Annotated in this window: 15 protein-coding genes, 3 tRNA genes and 2 pseudogenes; 9 read left to right on the top strand and 11 right to left on the bottom strand. The window is 36.1% G+C overall.

The genetic code is table 11. The annotated features are described in order from the left end of the window. Positions 1-77: 77 nt before the first annotated feature. From OM967_RS05545 to OM967_RS05530, 4 genes are all read right to left on the bottom strand, one after another. A complete protein-coding gene (locus OM967_RS05545) occupies positions 78-365 on the bottom strand; it encodes a hypothetical protein (RefSeq protein WP_250120168.1) in 288 nt (95 codons plus the stop codon). After that, positions 353-1,180, bottom strand: a complete 828-nt coding sequence (locus OM967_RS05540; RefSeq protein WP_246433114.1) for a magnesium transporter MgtE N-terminal domain-containing protein — start codon at positions 1,178-1,180, stop codon at positions 353-355. The genes OM967_RS05545 and OM967_RS05540 overlap by 13 nt, the downstream gene beginning before the upstream one ends. Then, positions 1,123-1,563, bottom strand: a complete 441-nt coding sequence (locus OM967_RS05535; RefSeq protein ID WP_264337764.1) for a hypothetical protein — start codon at positions 1,561-1,563, stop codon at positions 1,123-1,125. Before OM967_RS05535 ends, OM967_RS05540 begins: the two co-directional genes overlap by 58 nt. Positions 1,564-1,789: 226 nt before the next feature. After that, a tRNA-Ala gene (locus OM967_RS05530) sits at positions 1,790-1,865 on the bottom strand. 299 nt (positions 1,866-2,164) lie between these two features. Here OM967_RS05530 and OM967_RS05525 point away from each other — a divergent pair. Together OM967_RS05525 and nuoF are read left to right on the top strand one after the other, a co-directional pair. Then, positions 2,165-2,237 (top strand) — tRNA-Lys (locus tag OM967_RS05525). 17 nt (positions 2,238-2,254) lie between these two features. Then, a complete protein-coding gene (nuoF, locus tag OM967_RS05520; RefSeq protein ID WP_211907605.1) occupies positions 2,255-3,508 on the top strand; it encodes an NADH-quinone oxidoreductase subunit NuoF in 1,254 nt (417 codons plus the stop codon). A 22-nt stretch (positions 3,509-3,530) separates the two neighbouring features. On the opposite strand, the gene infC is transcribed toward nuoF, so the two are convergent. The 3 genes from infC to nuoI form a co-directional block, all read right to left on the bottom strand. Further along, complete coding sequence (gene infC, locus OM967_RS05515; RefSeq protein ID WP_108784434.1) at positions 3,531-4,049, bottom strand: translation initiation factor IF-3; 519 nt, start codon at positions 4,047-4,049, stop codon at positions 3,531-3,533. 12 nt (positions 4,050-4,061) lie between these two features. After that, a complete protein-coding gene (gene thrS, locus OM967_RS05510; protein ID WP_211907606.1) occupies positions 4,062-5,963 on the bottom strand; it encodes a threonine--tRNA ligase in 1,902 nt (633 codons plus the stop codon). 185 nt (positions 5,964-6,148) lie between these two features. Then, on the bottom strand, positions 6,149-6,631 hold the full coding sequence (nuoI, locus tag OM967_RS05505; RefSeq protein ID WP_250120441.1) for an NADH-quinone oxidoreductase subunit NuoI: 483 nt from the start codon (positions 6,629-6,631) through the stop codon (positions 6,149-6,151). Between the two features lie 131 nt (positions 6,632-6,762). On the opposite strand from nuoI, the gene mnmE reads away from it, so the two are divergent. Further along, positions 6,763-8,091 carry a tRNA uridine-5-carboxymethylaminomethyl(34) synthesis GTPase MnmE gene (mnmE, locus tag OM967_RS05500; RefSeq protein ID WP_264337763.1) on the top strand — a complete coding sequence of 443 codons (1,329 nt, stop codon included), beginning with the start codon at positions 6,763-6,765 and terminating at the stop codon, positions 8,089-8,091. Positions 8,092-8,138: 47 nt separating this feature from the next. Then, positions 8,139-8,226, top strand: a tRNA-Ser gene (locus tag OM967_RS05495). Between the two features lie 124 nt (positions 8,227-8,350). Here OM967_RS05495 and ltrA read toward each other — a convergent pair. Beyond that, a complete protein-coding gene (ltrA, locus tag OM967_RS05490; RefSeq protein WP_250120008.1) occupies positions 8,351-9,898 on the bottom strand; it encodes a group II intron reverse transcriptase/maturase in 1,548 nt (515 codons plus the stop codon). A gap of 798 nt (positions 9,899-10,696) precedes the next feature. Between ltrA and OM967_RS05485 the strand changes: the two genes are divergently transcribed. From OM967_RS05485 to OM967_RS05475, 3 genes and pseudogenes are all read left to right on the top strand, one after another. Then, entirely contained in the window at positions 10,697-11,701 is a 1,005-nt protein-coding gene (locus OM967_RS05485; protein WP_264337762.1) for an NAD(P)/FAD-dependent oxidoreductase, read from the top strand. 623 nt (positions 11,702-12,324) lie between these two features. Then, positions 12,325-13,757: pseudogene (gene terL / locus OM967_RS05480) on the top strand (phage terminase large subunit). Between the two features lie 121 nt (positions 13,758-13,878). Then, entirely contained in the window at positions 13,879-14,814 is a 936-nt protein-coding gene (locus OM967_RS05475; RefSeq protein WP_211907582.1) for an ankyrin repeat domain-containing protein, read from the top strand. Here OM967_RS05475 and OM967_RS05470 read toward each other — a convergent pair. Next, positions 14,773-15,644, bottom strand: a pseudogene (locus tag OM967_RS05470) (IS982 family transposase). The gene OM967_RS05475 and the pseudogene OM967_RS05470 overlap by 42 nt on opposite strands. A gap of 285 nt (positions 15,645-15,929) precedes the next feature. Between OM967_RS05470 and OM967_RS05465 the strand changes: the two are divergent. Continuing rightward, positions 15,930-17,177 (top strand): IscS subfamily cysteine desulfurase, encoded by a 1,248-nt coding sequence (locus OM967_RS05465; RefSeq protein ID WP_264337761.1) that lies wholly within the window; start codon positions 15,930-15,932, stop codon positions 17,175-17,177. A 48-nt stretch (positions 17,178-17,225) separates the two neighbouring features. Here the strand turns inward: OM967_RS05465 and rodA are convergent, their stop codons facing one another. Next, on the bottom strand, positions 17,226-18,329 hold the full coding sequence (gene rodA, locus OM967_RS05460) for a rod shape-determining protein RodA (protein WP_250126904.1): 1,104 nt from the start codon (positions 18,327-18,329) through the stop codon (positions 17,226-17,228). Positions 18,330-18,374: 45 nt separating this feature from the next. Continuing rightward, positions 18,375-19,823 (bottom strand): proton-conducting transporter transmembrane domain-containing protein, encoded by a 1,449-nt coding sequence (locus OM967_RS05455; protein WP_264337760.1) that lies wholly within the window; start codon positions 19,821-19,823, stop codon positions 18,375-18,377. A gap of 64 nt (positions 19,824-19,887) precedes the next feature. On the opposite strand from OM967_RS05455, the gene OM967_RS05450 reads away from it, so the two are divergent. Next, positions 19,888-20,193 (top strand): NADH-ubiquinone oxidoreductase subunit NDUFA12 family protein, encoded by a 306-nt coding sequence (locus tag OM967_RS05450; RefSeq protein ID WP_211907577.1) that lies wholly within the window; start codon positions 19,888-19,890, stop codon positions 20,191-20,193. Position 20,194: the final 1 nt, after the last annotated feature.

The raw sequence follows: 20,194 nt of genomic DNA, 5'->3' as shown, positions 1-20,194 counted from the left end.
ATTACCTCCATAAATTATTAAAGTTTAAATTATTTTTTAGTTTCACATGCACACTGTTGATTTATCAATATCCAAGTTCACAATAAATGATCTGTTACTGCAAACTCAGCATTAACATCTTGAAGAACGTAAGTTGATGGATGTGCATCATTCCAATTTGCTTCACTCTCCTCAGGAAGCATTCGTTCAACCTTACTCATAAGGTCTTTCATTTTTTCATTTTGCTCATTAAATTTCTCCTTCAATGCATCAATAATAGCACTAGACTGATCTTTACTGCCAAGATCACCAATCACAGATATGACTTTCTCATGAGGCAGTTTGTGAATAATATCTTTAAGATCTTTTACATCTACGTTATCCAAAAGTTCTTTAAACTGCTCATGAGACATACTATGAGCAAAAGCTTTAAGTTTTTTTCTGGGTTGTTAGCTAAAGACTTAACAACCATCTGAATCTTATCAGAATCATCAGTTAACTCTCGAGCTACTATTGCAAGTTTCTCATGGTCTAGCTTATTAATTAAATTATGTAATTTATCTCCTTCTAACATTTTTACTAGAGTTGAAAGTCGATCTTTTAATGCTTCATGTAGAAGAGTGTTGAAAGCTTTCTCATCTGCATCTTTTATTAATTCTACAAACTGATCATTGCTCATTGTATTAATAACTTCCTGAAACTGATCCATTTTCAAGTGAGGGAAAATTTCTTTTACTTGATCTAGGTTAAAGTCTTTTACTAAGTTTGCAACCTGATCCTTATTTAATAAAGGGACTATTATTCCTAACTTTTTTGAATCCAATGTGTGAGTAAGGGCTTGTAATTGATGATTGGTTAGATGATCCACTAAAGCTAGGAATTGGTTGTCTGTTAAGTTCTCTGCTAAAGCCTGCAACTGGTTTGAGCTCAACTTAGGAACGATTTTTTGTAGTTGCCCATCTGTTAAATTCTGTGCAAGAACCTGCAGTTGCTTGTTACTAAGAGAATTGGCAAAAGTCTTTAATTGATTTTCTGTAAGATCTTTGATGAAAGTTCTAGCAAACTCATCTGATAGTATTATCTCCTTGTGAGATGATATAATATAATTTATTTCCATTTGTTTCTGAGATAATATTGCCCGTTCTAGTGTTTCAGAATGCTGTGAATCAATAGCATTTCCCTGCTCATCTGAAAATAACATTTGTGGCTGTGATCATCCAACTCTTCCCATGTTAGATATTGATATTCTACTGGTCTCAAAAAAAGGATCGGGACTGAGTATTCAGGATCATTATGAAGAACGAAGTTTGCTTGCATTAATTTACCATCATAATATACAAAAGAGTAGCAATTGTCCAATGAATTATCACTTATTTGAACAAGATCTTTTCCGTTATCAATCAGGCATATAAGTGACATTGTATGCGATATTGTACACGTTGTTACCTTCAATATTGGTTTTATAGTATCTTCACTATCTAATGGTTGAAGTTCAACTCTAGAAATCTTTTCAGTCCTTCTAGTAATATTTTTTAACTCTATACTATAAGTTTCAATCTTGTCAAATTTACTCCCAGGCACCATTTTAAAAACATGTTTTTTCCACTCATAGGTATTACCAAACCAATTTAATTATAGCTATTCTAACATTTATTGATTAATTTATTACTAAGTTGGCATGCATTAGAATTATAATAACAAACATCACTTGTGTTAGGAAAAGTTATAAGAAGAAGTAGGGATTTTTGGGAAAATAGATTAAAATAAGCTGTTTTGATAGGATTTATAGTATCCTAGGGATAATATAGATTGGTGGAGGCAAGCGGGATCGAACCGCTGACCTTCTGCGTGCAAAACAGATGCTCTACCAGCTGAGCTATGCCCCCAATTCTTGCTTAAAGCATAAATCACTCACGCTGAAATGCAAGAAATATTTATCTGTTATGCTATTACTCAATAGTGCGCAAACTCTGCAGTTATGTAAAATTCTCCATCTTTTTAGAGTTGTATCTCAGCTTTGCCAAATAAATCTGTTAATTAACAAGAAATTTTCCTTCAAAAATTTTCAATTAAATTATCACTAACGCAGTATATTATATAATTTATTTAACCACGCATGAAAATTTTAGTTTGATTAAAACAGATAAAAACTATATTACTGTTTAGTATATCTGAAAAATAAAATGATCCCGTAGCTCAGCCGGTAGAGCAACTGACTTTTAATCAGTGGGTCACGCGTTCGAATCGCGTCGGGATCACTTAGAATCTTAAAAGCATGCTAAAAGAACAGGACAAAATATTCACAAACTTAAATGGTAAAGAAACACCACTACTTGAGGGTGCAAAAAAACGTGGTAGTTGGCAAAAAACAAAGGAATTACTGGATTTAGGATCAGAAAAAATCATTGAGGAAGTAAAGAAATCTGGCTTGAGAGGTCGAGGGGGTGCAGGATTTTCTACTGGCCTTAAGTGGAGCTTTATGCCTAAAAATACTTCAAAAGCGTATTTAGTAGTCAATGCAGATGAGTCAGAACCTGGTACGTGTAAAGATAGAGATATATTACGATATGAGCCACATAAGTTACTTGAGGGAATTCTTCTAGCTGGCAGAGCGATCAGCGCATCAGTTGCATATATTTATATCAGGGGTGAATTTTATAATGAATATTTAGTTCTAAAAAAGGCACTTGAGGAAGCCTATAAAGAAAATTTAATTGGAAAAAATGCCTGCAAATCAGGTTATGATCTTGATGTATTCATTCACAGAGGTGCAGGAGCTTATATATGTGGAGAAGAAACAGGTCAACTTGAATCAATTGAAGGAAAAAAAGGCTTTCCTCGCATGAAACCTCCATTCCCTGCGGGTGTTGGACTTTTTGGCTACCCAACCACAATAAACAACGTTGAAACTATAGCCATGGTTCCAGATATTCTAAATCGCGGAGGAGAGTGGTTTGCATCTCTGGGTAAACCAAATAATACTGGCACTAAGGTCTTTTGCATTTCAGGGCATGTAAATAATCCATGTAATGTTGAAGAAGAGCTCGGAATTTCACTGCGTGAATTAATTGAAAAATACGCAGGTGGAGTGAGAGGAGGTTGGGATAATTTACTTGCTGTAATACCTGGTGGGTCTTCAGTCCCATTAATTCCAAAATCTATATGTGATACTATTGAAATGGATTTTGATTCATTAAGGGCTGCACAATCAGGGCTTGGTACTGCTGCTGTAATAGTGATGGATAAATCAACTGACATAATAGCTGCAATAGAAAGATTATCACATTTCTATATGCATGAGTCCTGCGGACAATGTACACCATGCCGTGAAGGCACTGGATGGATGTGGAGAATTATGAGAAGAATGGTAGCAGGAAATATTAAACCTGGTGAAGTAGATAAGCTACTTGACCTTACAACTCAAATAGAAGGGCATACAATTTGTGCACTTGGCGATGCTGCAGCTTGGCCAGTTCAAGGATTAATCAGACATTTTCGTCATATAATTGAAGAGAGGATAGTAACTTAACTTATACTTTTAAATGATTTTACTACTTAGCAGCTAAAGTTAAAGAATATTGATTTCCTTCCCTTTTAGGTGCTAATTCTACTTTTGCAATATCTTCAGCGTCTCTAATTAGCCGTTCTAATTTTTCCAGCCCAACTTCAGTGTTTATAAGCTCTCTCCCTCTAAATCTCATTGTGACTTTAATTCTATGTCCATGCACAAGAAAATCCCTTGCTTGACGCAATTTTGTTTCGTAGTCGTGATCACCAATATTAGGACCCAGTTTAATTTCTTTTATAGTTAATGTTTTTTGTTTCTTTTTTGCTTCACTTGCCTTCTTTTTTATATCATACTTTTGTTTGCTATAGTCCAGAATCTTACATACTGGAGGAGTTGAATCAGGTGCGATTTCTACCAAGTCTAAATTAACACTTTGTGCAACTTCCAAAGCTTGTTCTATTGGAACAATTCCGACCATTTCACCACTATGATCAACTAAGCGTACCTCCTTAGCTGTGATGAGTTCATTAATTCTGTTTTTATTGTTCTTTTTGACTTGCAAATTTTAGCTCCATTAATTCAAATTAATAATTTTTAACAGCAATTCAGTAGCATTCTCCAAAGAAAAAGACTCCTGTTTTTCCGATCCTAAATTTCTCACTGACACAGTTTTATTTGTAACTTCATTTTTGCCCATGATCCATAATATAGGTACCTTACTTGAACTATGCAAACGTATCTTATAGCTAATTTTTTCATTGGTCAAATCAGTTTTGATTCTCACACCTTGTTCTTTTAAAACGTTGCTGATTTCTGTAGCATAACCGTCAGCCTCATTTGTAATGGTCAGAATAGCAAGCTGTGTTGGAGCAAGCCAAACTGGAAATTTTCCTGCATAATTTTCTATTAAAATTCCAATAAAACGCTCAAAAGTTCCAAGAATTGCCCTATGTAACATGACAGGGTGATGCTTGTGCCCGTCTGCTCCTATATAAAAAGCTCCAAGCCGCTCCGGTAAAATAAAATCAACTTGCAACGTTCCACATTGCCAATTTCTACCTATTGCATCTTTCAAAACAAACTCTAACTTTGGACCATAAAATGCACCTTCACCAGGATTAAGTTCATAACTAAGCCCTGCTTCTTTAACTGCTTCAAGCAGTGCTCTTTCAGCTCTATCCCACACTTCATCATTACCTGATCTAGTATCTGGACGGTCTGAAAATTTCACAGAAATTTCATTGAACCCAAGTTCTGAATATACTTCTTTTAAAAGGTCACAAAACTTTACAGTTTCAGAATTCACTTGTTTTTCCATACAAAAAATATGTGCATCGTCTTGCGTAAAACCACGCACTCGCATCAGTCCATGCAATGAGCCTGAGCTTTCATTTCTATGGCATGTGCCAAACTCTGCCATACGTATCGGTAAATCACGATAGCTTCTGGTGTGAGAATTAAAAATCTGCACATGACAAGGGCAATTCATGGGTTTTATTGCTAGTTTTTTACTTTCAGATTCATCAATAATGAACATATTTTCACGAAACTTATCCCAATGTCCCGATTTTTCCCACAGCTCTTTGCTTACTAAAATAGGGGTTTTTACCTCAAAGTAGCCATTGTTCATTAACTTTTTTCTGATGTAAGACTCAAGAACATTATATAAAGTATATCCCTGTTCATGCCAAAAAATCTGCCCAACAGCTTCCTCTTGAATGTGAAATAAGTCCATATCCTTAGCAATTTTGCGGTGGTCGCGTTTTTCTGCTTCCTCCAAACGTTTAAGATAAGTATTTAATTCATCCTTATTTCTCCACGCGGTGCCATATATTCTTTGCAACATTGGGCCCTTAGAATCGCCACGCCAGTATGCACCTGCTACTTTCATAAGTTTAAACGCTTTAACTCTGCCAGTTGATGGTGAGTGCGGACCACGACATAGGTCTACAAAGTTGCCTTGTTTATAAACAGTTAGGTTTTCGTTTTCTGGTATTGATGAGACAATATCAACCTTGTATCTTTCACCTATATCACTAAAGAAATCAATTGCCTGCTTACGAGTCCAAACTTCTCGGACGAATCTGTGGTTACTTTTTATAATTTCCTTCATTTTTTTTTCTATTGCAGTAAGATCGTCCGTGGTAAAGGCACGATCTGTAGCAAAATCATAGTAGAAACCATCTTGAATTGTTGGCCCGATAGTAATCTGAGTATTAGGAAAGAGCTCTTTTACTGCCTGTGCCATTATATGAGCAGCATCATGCCTTACTATATCTAAACCCGCTTCGTCACTCAGTTGTATTACCTCTATCTCTGTATCAGATTCAATTTCACGTGAGAGATCATACAACTCACCATTTACCTTAAAGGCAATTGCTTCTCTCAAAGCATCCGGTTGTAATATATCAAAGCCAGTGACTCTACCACTGTATTCTTTTACTTTTTGTTCGGCTAAAAAGGTAACTTTTATCATTCATTAGACCTTTTGTCATCCCAGTGCTTGACACTGGGATCCATGTTTCTTTCTTTTCTAGATTCCAGCGTCACGCGCTGGAATGACACCAAAAGGTGAGCTACTGATCTTTCAGTTAAATAACAGTTGTACAAGAGATCTATTACATACTTGCTGTAAGAAATTTTAATTGTTGACATACCTAGTTAATAATACGGCCTGTTCTTTTCTAACCTGAGTGCAATTGCTTCTTCCCAAACTTCACCATTACGCAATAGCTTTTCTTTATTGTACATTAGCTCCTCTCTTGTTTCAGTAGCAAATTCAAAGTTAGGACCCTCCACAATTGCATCAACTGGACATGCTTCTTGGCAAAGTCCGCAATATATGCATTTTGTCATGTCAATATCATAGCGTGTGGTGCGGCGACTACCGTCTTCTCTTTCCTCTGCTTCAATAACTATTGCTTGAGCAGGGCAGATAACTTCGCATAACTTACAAGCTATGCATCGTTCTTCACCATTTGGATACCTACGCAACGCATGCTCACCACGAAACCTTGGACTTAAAGGGCCCTTCTCTATAGGATACCTCAAAGTAACCTTTGGTTTAAACATATATTTTAATGTAATAACAAACCCTTTAATTAACTCTACAAAAGACCAGTACCAAGCTAATTTCTTGAGCATAAAATATTTAAAACTTGTGTCAGTCATTATAAATCATATTATCAGTTTTCAAAATAAATATTTTCACCTGGGTGACTTTTTAGGTATTTTGGTTTCTTAAGTATAATATTGCTAAGTAGTTCATATCAATAATGACAAACACAAATGAAACTATTTTCGCTTTATCGACCGTATTTGGTAAGTCAGGAGTTGCAGTAATCAGAATTTCAGGCAACTACGCGCTTAAAGCTTTAAATCATTTTCATATTAAGAAAGAAATTAAACCAAGATTTGCTACTTTAGTTGATCTATATGATGATTCCAGTCAATTGATAGATAATGGAATAATCATCTATTTCCCTGCTCCAAACAGTTTCACTGGCGAGGATGTTATAGAGTTACAAGTGCATGGAAGCAAGGCCGTCATAAAAATCATCTTGGAGGAATTATCAAAAATTTTCGTTATGGCCAGGCCTGGAGAATTCTCACTTAGGGCTTTTCTAAATGGTAAATTTGACTTAACGCAAATAGAAGGGATTGCAGACTTAATTGATGCTGAGACGAAAATGCAAGCTAAACAAGCGATTAAGCAGATATCAGGAGAATTGGAGAGACTATACAGCAATTGGAGGCAAAGATTAATAACGATACAATCCAAAATCGAAGCATATATAGACTTTCCAGAGGATATTTGGGCAGAAAAAAGTGAATTGGAAAAAATTAATAATGAAGTGCAATCTCTCGTGCAGTTGATACAAGAGCATTTAAATGATAATAGACGGGGCGAAAGGTTGCGTGAGGGTTTACATATTGTAATAACTGGTGAACCAAATGTCGGTAAATCAACTCTGTTTAATTTCTTAGCCAAGCGTGATATTGCTATTGTTTCTGAATATGCAGGCACAACAAGAGATATACTTGAAGCTCATATTGACATTGGTGGATACCCAATCATTCTCTCTGATACTGCTGGAATTCGTGAGAGTTCAGATCCAATAGAATCAGAAGGTATTAGTCGAGCGAAAAAAAGGTCTTTTGAAGCTGATTTAAGAATAGAACTATTTCCTTTTGAACAGCGTCATAATATCAATTGCAACGTTGTAAATAGCGATACTATTTATGTATTGAGCAAAGCTGACGATGTTATCAATAATTACAATATAAAAATTAATGGCATAGATCTTTTACCCATTTCTATTCTAAAGGGAATAGGTACAAACAAATTGATCTCTCTCATAAAAGAGAAGGCAAAGGAAAAATTTGGGCATGATAGAGACACTCCTGTGATTACTCGGCAAAGACATAGGAATCACATGCAGAAAGCACTGGAACATTTACAGCGTTTTAATATCTATAATCCAATTGAGTTGATATCTGAAGACTTGAGGCTTGCTACATTTGAACTTGGTGCAGTGATTGGAATTATTAATGTTGAGGAAATATTGGACAGTATATTTAGCAACTTTTGCGTGGGCAAGTAAAGCTTTTATAGATTGCTTAAAATCAAATATTGTGATAGAAAAGAAATGGACGGATGGCCGAGCGGTTTAAGGCACCAGTCTTGAAAACTGACGTACGTGATGAGCGTACCATGGGTTCGAATCCCATTCCGTCCGCACAGGTCAGGTAAGGAAGCAGTATTACTACTACTCCCTCCCTTAGAAAAGCAGCATGCAGGTTTCCCCACACTACGCTTGAGCCCCTTATCTAAGTTCTTCTTTTGTCGAACCGGCTTGTCTTTCATAAATCCTCAGAATACATCAACTTTAGTGGTGACACTAATAGTAGAGAACCTTCTCTTGAAAAGGAGCTTGCCAACATTCTTGTTCGTTTTACTCTCTCATCAAAATACTTTTTCCATTTTAAGTCAAGGGGATTTGCATCCGCTCTGATTGTAACATGTCGTCTGATAGGTATATCAATCAGCTTAAGCAGTCTTAAATACCGTATCTCTTTTGGTTTGTTCTTGCATATGGGTGCAGCAAAAACCCATTGGCGTTGACCCATTACTTTGAAGTAACGATTCTTTATCCAACGTAATCCTTTACGAGGATGTCTTTTCTTTGCCCATTTCCATAAACTATGCCAAATTTCATTGTCGATCTTTCTAAACGCTTTTTTAGCACACACATGGTGATAGTAATTTCCCCATCCTCTCAGTAGAGAGTTGAGTGACTTAATTACTATAGCCTGAGTGTTCGCTATATTTGCTTTTATCAATGTACGTGCTTGATTAAGAAGTTTTTTAATACTTTCTTTCGAAGGTTTAATAATTAACTTCTTATTATATCTACGTACATTACAACCAAGAAAGTCAAACCCTGTTGTGATAGATGTAATCTTTGTCTTCTCTTCTGAAAGAATTAAACCTCTCTCATGAAGGAAAGATGATACTAAAGGCTTAACTTCATTTTCCAGTACTTCATGTGTGAAACCTGAAATAATAAAGTCGTCTGCGTACCTGATTACATTCACTCCACTTCTGATTTTTCCTCTTCTTTTGCTACCTAATTTACCAAAGCGACTTTCTAATAACTGTTCAAGACCATCTAAGGTAAAGTTAGCTAGTATTGGAGAAATTATACTTCCTTGCGGAGTGCCAGCAGTTGTGGGATACAGAGTTTTCGATTCTAGGAAACCAGCTTTTAACCATCTATGAAGAATTTTCTTCTCCATAGGAATATGCTTCATGAGCCATTCATGGTTAATGTTATCAAAACAACCTTTGATATCACCTTCGAGTATCCATTGTAGTTGATTACGACTTGCCAGTAATAAGTGGCAAGCCACAGTAGCGTCTGCGCAGGATCTTTTAGGTCTAAAGCCATAGGAGTGATGGTCGCTGATCGTTTCAGATACTGGCTCCAGGGCAAACAGATATAATGCTTGCATGGCTCTATCTTTTATCGTTGGTATTCCAAGAGGTCTTCTTTTGCCATTAGATTTACTGATATAAATCCGTTTTAGCGGAGAAGGTTTATATCCTCTTTGCTTTAACTGCTTTATTCCTTGAAATTTAGCATTGCAAGTTGACCATAGTTGACGATCTACACCCGCTGTGTTTTTTCCTTGGTTTTCAGTTACTCTCTTAACAGCCAAAGCTTTTCCGCTAAAAGAGCGTGTGAGAAGATGTTGTAAAGCTTTTACCTTACCCCATCTTCCTTCTTGGACAGCCTTAACAATACGTCTTTGTAGCCTCACAATAACTTTCTGGCATTTCTTCCATGGCAATTGCTTCCATGCTTCGGAGTTGTCGGTAGGTGCACTTACAGTTTTATCTGTAATCATCTGCTTTCCTCCCTTAAGTGGTTAACAAAGTTTCTTGTCACGAGGGACCAAATGGAAGTCTGCTCGTTTTCACGCGAATTAATGTTACAAATTCTATCCATTTCGTTACAAAATGGCATTCGCTTTCTCCATTCTCCTTTACCTGCACTTCCATCAGCATTCCTTGCGGTTTGCTTGCCATGTAGGCGAAAATACAGGCTTACCCTGTTCCTTCTATCATACAACAGTGGGTTAGGTTGCTTCTCTATACCGGTGGAGTTATTATTTGCGTACATCTAGAAATGAAAAATGTAACTTATCCACATTACCTTTTGGTCAGAGCTTATCAGCATCTTTAGCTCTTTCATCGTATCGGTACTTATAAAGCTTCACTTACGTTCACCATACCACTAAGCCTAGCCCTCCAACCACATGATGCTTGCAGTTTATGCCCCTCTCACGATTGAGCATCTTCTTTTTCAAGAAGGAGGTTCATTGTCCGCATCGCTTGGCACCAACCGGTTGCCCGATTCGCACTGATGCGTAGACTCAGATGGCAAAACATCTGGTTTAATAAGTTTTAGAATCCTTTCAGTTTCTTTCTGAATGAATTCCTCTCCTTTTAAACAATATGACCGAAGACTTTCAGGTTGCACCATCTCGCTATGATAGCTGATTTTTAGAGCTTATTTGGACTATGTGGTTCATAACGCTGGAAATCTTATCTAATCTAGCCACATCTTTTAAAAATACATCCCTTTGTAAATTGACCTTGTTAGCAAAGAAAGCTAATATCTATAAATAGATCACCATCTGAATATGGAAACCGATATCGTAATAATAGGTGCAGGGCCTGTTGGAATATTCACTGCTTTTCAAGCGGGAATGCTTGATATGAGATGTCATGTAATAGATGTTTTGGATCAAGCAGGAGGACAATGCATAGCTCTTTACTCAGAAAAGCCAATATATGATATACCTGGTTATCCTGTAATTACTGCCCAAAAATTAATTGAGCGACTAATGGAGCAAGCTTCACCGTTTGAGCCTGTTTACCATTTAAGTCAAAAAGTGGAAAAGATTTCAAATAACGAAGGTGAAAACTTTACTATCATAACGAACATAGGTACAGAGGTAAAATGCAAAGCCGTTATCATTGCTGCAGGTAACGGAATGTTTGAACCTAACCGTCCACCCTTAAGTGGTATATTAGAATATGAAAATAAATCTGTATTTTATAATGTAAATAAAATTTCTGATTTTCAGGACAAAACTATAGTCATTGCAGGGGGGGGGGATTCTGCGGCTGATTGGACTGTAGAACTTTCTAAAGTTGCAAAGAAAATTTATGCGATACATAGGAGAAAGGAATTTCGCTGCACTCCTGAAACTAGAAATAAATTAGAATCACTTGAAAATAATGGAAAGATAGAACTGGTAGTGCCATATCAATTACACGAACTAGCAGGAGGTAATGGGCAATTGAGCGCAGTGATAGTAAAAAACATTGCCTCTAAGGAAGAAAAAGAAATATCCGCTGATTTTTTGCTGCCATTTTTTGGATTGTCAATGAATCTTGGGCCAATAAACAGTTGGGGTATAGAGTTAGAACATAGCCGCATAACTGTCGACCCAGCTACACTTAGAACCAGTAGAGATAGAATATATGCAATCGGAGATATAGCTACTTATCCAGGCAAACTAAAATTGATACTAAATGGCTTTGCTGAGAGCGCCATGGCTTGTTATCACATATACAAAGTAATTCACAATTCTCCAGTTAATTTTCAATATTCAACTTCAAAGGGAATTCATGGAAATTAAAGAGTCAGGAGATCCATGAACCTACATGGAGTTATCTCAAGCATAAGGGAATACAAACGAAAAAGATTACTTTACAAATTTCCCCAACTCCCTTATCATGACAACAAGAGTATTCATCCTTGTTTTTGGGCTCAACGACAAAATTCAGTAAAAAACTCAGATATTTATTGGCAAATTACATAAAATTATAGCGGCTGCATGTTTTTTAAATTTTTTCTACTTCAGCCAAAACACGCTTGTTAGCACATTATCAATTTACATTATTAAAACTCGTTACACGGGGATTCTTTTGCCTTTTTTTCATTTGGTAAATTTCTTAATACTTGTAACTAAAGCTTCAGGCCAGCACTTGATGCTGGAATCCAGAAATCTTTTGAGCACAAAAGTTATGCTAGGTTTTTGTTGGTAAGAAACCAGTGTCAGCTACTCGGATGACACCAAAGGGGCGCTTGGATAGAGGCTACTTGAATAAAACCATCATAAGGTGAAACTAGATTCCAGTGTCAAGCACTGGAATGACAAGGAAAGGGCTACTTGGATGACAAGAAAAAGGACGCTGATATGACACCAAAGAGGCTGACACCACCATAAAGTAAATTCCACTAACACTATAGGAGACTAACATGAATTTTTTAAAATTTATCGAACTATGCTTTCAAACGGTAATGCCGGGGTGTGAGTATAACAATTATCAGTATATAAAAGTTATAGCAGATAGGCTTGAAGCAGCAGGTACTGGCACAGTGAAGCGAATAATATTCAATATGCCTCCGCGCTCAATGAAATCTATGTGCGTGAGTGTTGCGTGGCCCGCATGGATACTAGAAAATCAGCCAACCGCAAGAATAATAGTTGCAAGCTATTCTCAGCGGCTTAGCGAAAAGCATTCGCTTGACACCAGGTGCGTAATGCAGTCTAGTTGGTATAGAGCGCTATTTCCAGAGATAGAACTATGTCAAGACCAGAACACTAAATATAAATTTCAAACAGTGCAGAGAGGATGTAGGATTGCAACATCTGTTGGTGGAACACTGACTGGTGAAGGTGGAGATTTTATCGTCGTAGATGATCCACTGAGCTCCTCTCAAGCCTTGAGTGAAACGTTTAGAAAACGTGCTACAAATTGGTTTGATCAGACTTTAGTAACTAGGCTCAATGACAGGAAAAAAGGAGTTATCGTTGTTGTAATGCACAGACTACATCAGGAAGATTTAACTGGTCATCTTCTCTCCAAGCCGAAAAATATATGGCATCATGTTTGTTTGCCAATGATTTCTGAAAATAAGGAAATTATCTATTCAATCAAAAGATCAATTCTCCCTTCTCCTGTTCCTATTATTCAAGTAACTACAAATGAGTGCAAAAGCTCAACAGGCGCTACATCTTCAAGGATTTTATACTTAAAAAAGGAAGTTCAGCTGCTATATCCCCTAGATGTAGGAGAAATTGAAATGATAAAGGCTGAACTTGGGAGTTACGCTTTTGCTGCTCAATATCAACAAAATCCTCTGCCACTTTCAAGTGGTATAATTAAGCAAGAATGGTTGAAACGCTATAGAAATTTTCCTGACAATCTCTCACATATAACTCAGAGCTGGGACACTGCTGTTTCAACAAACGATTCTAGCGGCTTTAGTGTCTGCACCACTTGGACAAAGGTGAATAATAAGTTTTATTTACTCGATGTGTACCGTGCAAAGCTTGAGTATCCAAAACTTAAAGAACAAGTTCTATCACTAGCTGCAAGATGGAAGCCACACGCAATTTTAATCGAAGCAAAAACAAGCGGTCAGCAATTGATTCAAGAGCTCAAGGCAATACCTATTATCGGGACAGTGCCACACGGTGGCAAACTTGCTCGATTCCACCAGATTGTTCCGATAATAGAATCTGGCAAGGTTTTTCTGCCACACCAAGCAGATGGCTCAGCGATTTTGAGTATGAGATTTTAATGTTTCCAGAAATCCGCCAAGACGATCAAGTAGATAGCGCTGTGCAATACCTTCAGTGGATGAGAGATAGTAGCTTCAGGGTTGCAGCTATACGAACATTGTGATCCAAGAGGTAATAATTTGCTACCCACAATTTCGATTATAAGCTCATTTAAAATAAATATTGATTTCTTATTTTAATTATTTAAAAATTAAAATAAATTATTTAAGATTAGGGTAAAAATTATGACAATAAATTATCAGCAGTGGCGGGAAATATTAAGTACGGTTAATAGTGATAATAAATTAGATAAAAGGAACGTAATTGAAAAAGTAAAAGAAGAGCTAAAGGCAAGCAATGAAGAGGTATTTAAACAGTGGGAAGAGAGTAATTTTTATGTAAATTATAAATTTGAAGTTGGAGATAATGAATTCACATTATTACATTTAACTGCTAAGTTAGGCTATACGAGCTTGACAAAGGCTTTAATAGTAACAAAAGGGATAGATGTTAATATAAAAGATAAAAATAAAAAGACACCTTTACATTTAGCTGCTGAAAATGGTTATAAAGAGGTAGTAGATGCTCTGTTGGAAAAAGATGAAATCAGGATTAATGAACAAGAAGATAAGGAGGGATGGACACATTTACATTTAGCTCTTATGAATGGCCATGCAGACGTGGTAGAATCTCTCGTAAGAAACGGTGCGAATATTAATATAAAAGATGACTATGGAGTGACACCTTTATCTTTGGCTATTCGAAGAGATTATGTATTTACTCCGCCAAAAAAACGTGAAGGCTCCTATGTTAATGTGAAAAATCATGCTAGAACTGCTTCTAGGAATTTAGCTAAAGAGGAAAAACAACTTACATCAGCAATTGCGAAAGGTTTTTTTGCCGGTAGTACAACTGCATTATCAGGTGTTTTAATAGCGAAAGCACTTTCTGCAACTGGAATAGTTACAGCTGAGTCAAAACCCTCTACACCAATAGCAGTGGTTGCAGTTATAGCAACAGGACTAGCAGTTGGTGGTGCTACATATATGATGTTAAAGCCCAGTACTAAAGTTGATGGAGTAGCAGTCTTAATGGATGGGCGTCAAGAAGCTGCTAGCACTACTAACCCCAGTTATGGATTAACCAACACAGTAAGGCTTAGAAATAGAAGGCTTTTTTGACTGCATGGAATATGAAATTAATGTAGAAAAATATGTACCAGAAAATTTATTGGCGATCTGTGCCGTGTATTTTCAAGCTCAAATTTATTTTTTAAACAACCAAAGACTGTCTCAATAATCGACCTTTTTCTCAATAAAGCCTTCTCTTTTAGTGAGATTAGTGCGTTTTTCATGCCTTTTTTCACTTTAGTGACAAGCTTTAAACCTCTATCGAAGAGTTCCTCAAAGAGCTCCTTCTTGATATAGCCTTTATCTCCGAACAAAAGTCCTGTCAGTCTTTTAGTTATAGTTGGCACAGGTTTTCTGTCATCAACGTTACCTTTGGTTAGAGTAAGTGATTGAATTTCTCCAATTTCGTTAATCACCAAGTGCAATTTAAAGCCAAAAAACCAACCATACGTGCTCTTACCAATTTCTGCTAAACCATCAAAAACTTTGTTCCTAGAGATCCTTTTCTTGTGGCAAATGGCAATCGTAGAAGTGTCAATGTAGGAAGTACCTGTCATTTTCGCTTGTTCGCAGAACCATTGAAGAAGTAATGCTAAATACCGTAAAACTCTCGGCTTTAAGGCAATAAATCTGTGATATGAAGGCATCTTTGAAAATTCTGATCTATAGAGTAACTTAAGGTAACAAAGATAAAAAGCCTTGAAGTTTTTACATGGCGATTGGTGGTATAACAGGATTATGGTTAGCATTTCTGAGTGCGCTATTTCTGGTACTCTGGTTGGTTTTTTGCCATTTGATAAGAACTTATTTGCAAAATTTTCATCTACTACACGACAAAAATCCTCGACGCAGCAGTAAAGTTCTGTAATATCTTTCTTCATGGGTAACCTCTTAAATTATTGCTAAAATACTTGAGTTTACCCTATTTCCCTCTTTATTAATTCTACTTTTATCTGTTTTCTAATCCATAACTGGGGTTAGTAGGGTTACCTAGCGCGTATTCGACCTAGCTGCATAAACACTGATCATAGAAAATGACATTACAGGGACACTGGAATAACGTAGGAGAGAGCGCTGACAACTTTCGTTTAGGCAAGATTATATCTTGAAAAAATTAAGCTTTAGTGCTATTAAATAGTTGTAAATTTTGTCTCTTTGGTAGCTTTATGAATGTTGAAAGTAAGAAAATACATGATACTAAAATAAAATTACCAATATTTCTCGATTATCAATCTACTACTAAAGTAGATCCTCGTGTTTTGGAGGTGATGATACCTTATTTTGGTGAGTTTAGTAATGCACACTCTCGTAGCCATTCATTTGGTTGGACAGCTGAGGAAGCAGTAGAAAAAGCAAGGAAGTACATTGCTGATTTAGTGAATGCAGACAGCAAAGAAATCGTCTTTACCTCGGGTGCAACCGAATCAAATAACATGGCTATCAAAGGTGTTGCTCATTTTTATAAGAATAAGGGAAATCATATAATAACTGTCTGCACAGAGCATAAGTGCGTTTTAGATTCTTGTCGACATCTGGAAAATGAAGGCTTTAAAGTTACATATTTGTCCGTTAAGCAAAACGGAATTATAGATTTATTGAAACTTGAGGAGGCAATCACTGATAAAACAATTCTGATTTCAGTGATGATGGCAAATAATGAAATCGGAGTAATGCAACCTGTCAAAGAAATTGGTGCAATGTGTAGAAAGCATAATATATTTTTTCATACAGACGCTGCCCAAAGCTTTGGAAAAGTTCCAATAGACGTAAATGAAATGAACATTGATCTTATGAGCCTTTCTAGCCATAAAATTTATGGACCTATGGGAATAGGTGCATTATATGTCCGTAGAAAAAATCCTCGTGTTAGGTTGACGCCACTAATTAGTGGTGGTGGACAGGAGAGAGGCATGCGCTCTGGAACAGTTCCTACTCCCCTTGCAGTTGGTTTTGGTGAAGCGGCACGTATCGCTAAAGAAGAAATGGAAATAGAAGCAAGCAAATTAGAAAAGTTGAGAGATATTTTGTACAACAAAATAAAAGAGGCATTTCCTGATGTTGTTTTAAATGGTGACTACGAAAATAGGATTCCAGGTAACCTTAACTTAAGTTTTCCTTATGTTGAGGGTGAGTCTCTTATCATGGCAATCAAGGATTTAGCAGTAAGCTCTGGTTCTGCATGCACATCCGCATCTCTTGAACCTTCTTATGTCATAAGATCACTAAACAATGGCCACGATCTTGAGCATTCATCAATTAGATTTGGCCTTGGCCGATTTACAACTAAAGATGAAGTTCTATACGCAGCAGATCTTGTTACTAAAAATGTTGGACGGCTAAGAGAGATGAGCCCACTTTTGGAAATGGTACAAGAGGGAATAGATTTAAGCACCGTAAAATGGGACTCTCATTGAAGAATAAGACGTTAACCATTAGCAGAGTGATGGTTGTCTAAGCTCTTTCTATGGGTGAAATCGGAAACTTAGCTTTAAGTCCTTTGTAGATGTCACGGAACTAAGTAGCAATCCTATACATATTAAGCTCGCAGCAGTTGTGCTTCCACCATAGGATAGAAATGGAAGTGGGTCACCTATTATAGGTAATAGGCCTGTTGTCATTCCAATGTTTATAAAGAAATGAGCACCAAAAAAGGCGAAAACCCCGATAGATATTAACTTAGAAAAGTAATTTTTTGACCTGTAAGCAATGGAGAATATTATAGCAAGCAATGTGGTATAGAGTAAAATCAAAGCCATGCTGCCTAAGAACCCCCATTCCTCACTAAGTACCGCAAAAGCAAAATCTGTGCGTTTCTCTGGCAAAAATCCAAGTTGAGTTTGACTCCCATTAACAAACCCCTTACCAAACAAACCTCCTGAACCAATAGCTATTTGAGATTGCTGCGCATTATAACCTATTCCAAGTGGATCTACTGATGAATCCAAAAATGATAATATCCTTTGCTTGTGATAAGGGCGCAAAAAAGGCCAAATAGCTGGTATTGCAAAAATGCCAAGCGTTCCAAAAATTATTAAATGAGGTCTTTCCATTATTGCTGTGAATATAATTGATGCTCCTATAAACAATATTATTACAGCTGTTCCTAAATTAGGTTGCTTCAATACAAGGAATACAGGTAAGAAAATAATTATAAGTGGCTTAAATAAACTTTGAAATTTCATCATTTTATACACACTTTGTTTATTAAAATAACGAGCAAGTGCAAGTATTAAGCCCACTTTTACAAATTCTGATGGTTGTAAACTAATTGACCCAATTCTTATCCATCTCGTTGCACCCATTATATGCGAGCCAAAAAAATTTACTGCTAACAGCGCAATTACTGCTGCTATGTAAAAAAAATAAGCGTGCTTCAAATAAAAATCTAGCTCTATAAATGATATAGCTATAGCAAGCAAAAGGAAGAAAGAGAATATGACCAATTGGTGAATTGCAAATGGAGCCCACTTTCCTCCAGCAGAAGAATATTGAACAACAATGCCAACGCAAAACAGAGCTATTACGTTCATGACTAATAATAAGTGAATCTTCTTCAGCTTATCCACAGCGAAAACTTTACAGACTTTTAGATACAATAAAACATAAGAAAATCAAAAAGCAAATTTATTAATTACCAAACGAATTGGACTACTATATATCCCAGTTATTATCGTTAAAATTGCCATAAATAATAGACAAAAGAGCATAAGTAATGGTACCTCATTAAGTGTCATTTCAGTGTTTGATGCTGCGCTATTTTCAAAATACATTTTCTCTACCACCCTCCACATATATATTAGTGCAAGAAAAGAGCCAGCAGCAAAAACTGCAAGGGAAATCCATGCATGAGATTCAAGAATTGCTTGCATCATATACCACTTACTTACAAAGCCATTTGTCAAGGGTGCACCGATTAATGCTAAACTAAGTAGAGTAAATGCGAGTGTTGTATAGAGCATTGACTTTTTTAGTCCTGACAAATTTTCTATCTTTGTCATACCAAATTTATAAGAAATACACCCTGCAACCATGAATAAAGACGTTTTTATCATGCTATGATTTACTATGTGAAGAACTGCTGAAAACAAACCTGATTTTGAATTTAAACCCAGCATTAAAAGTATATAGCCAATCTGACTGATACTGGAGTGAGCAAACAGTCTTTTTATATCTTTTTCGATTATTGCAGATATTGATCCAAATACAATAGCGCAAAGTGCGAGGATAATTATCACATTATGCAGTGGTAAGAAAAAATTTTGCTGAAAAACATTGTAAAAGATTCTGATAAAAACATATATCATCACTTTGGTTACTGTACCTGAAAAGAATACGCTAATGAAGCTTGGTGCTTCACTATACGCATTAACTAGCCATTTACTGAGTGGAAACAGTGCCATTTTGATTGAGAGACCAACAAAAATGAATAATGTACCAAGTCTTATGATGTTATTATCGTATAATGGTACTATTCTTTCAGCCATGTCAGACATGTTGAGCGTTCCAGTCATAGAGTATAAAAGGCCGATGCCAAACAAGTAAAATGTTGCTCCTACAGTACCACTAATGAGGTATTCAAATGCTACAACTAAAGCTTTCTTATCCCTTCCCATTGAAACTAAAACATAAGAAGAAAGAGATGAAATTTCCAAAAAAACATAAAGATTGAATATGTCGTTTGTTACTAGAATCCCGAGTAGTCCGCTTAAGCACAGTAGAAATAGAGAATAAAAACCAGTGATCTTGTTTTTGCTAATTTCTTTTTCGTTAATATAAAAGCTATAAAGCACGCTAATAAGCGCTATAAAATTCACCAAAGTTAGAATCAAGGAGTTCAATATGTCGATTCTCAACTCTATTCCGTATGGAGGAGCCCAATCTCCAAGATAATAAGTTATAATTTCACCATTGTATATTTTCACTAGCAACATTAATGAAATAAAGAAAGTAGCTGCCGTTGTAAAAAAAGAGATAAACCAGGACACCCTATGTTTCCTGGTAAGAAAGCAGAACATTGATGCAATTATTGGTATAATAACTTGTAGAATTGGTAATTGCATTAAACTGTTGTTAATACATCGTTAAAGTATTAGTATATATAATACTTTTTGTTTTAATACCTTTATGTTATCTAAAATTTATAATTCAGTAACAAACTTATTAAGGAGAAAAGGTAAACTTATAGGTAGGGATGAAAACGGAAATTCTTACTATGAGTCAAGTAAAGGGAAAAGATGGGTAATATATGGTAATGTTTCTGAGCCTACAACAATTCCTCCAGCATGGCATATATGGCTGCATTATACTGATAATGCAGTACCAATTAATAATAATACAAGAAAAACTCCTAATTTAACGGGTACAAAAGATGCATACTACCCAAATCAAAAGGTGAAAAACTACTATGAAAGCTGGAATCCTAATAATTAAA

This window comes from Wolbachia endosymbiont (group B) of Dolichovespula media, assembly GCF_947179505.1.
Lineage (GTDB): Bacteria > Pseudomonadota > Alphaproteobacteria > Rickettsiales > Anaplasmataceae > Wolbachia.
This window is presented reverse-complemented; position numbering and strand designations above follow the sequence as displayed.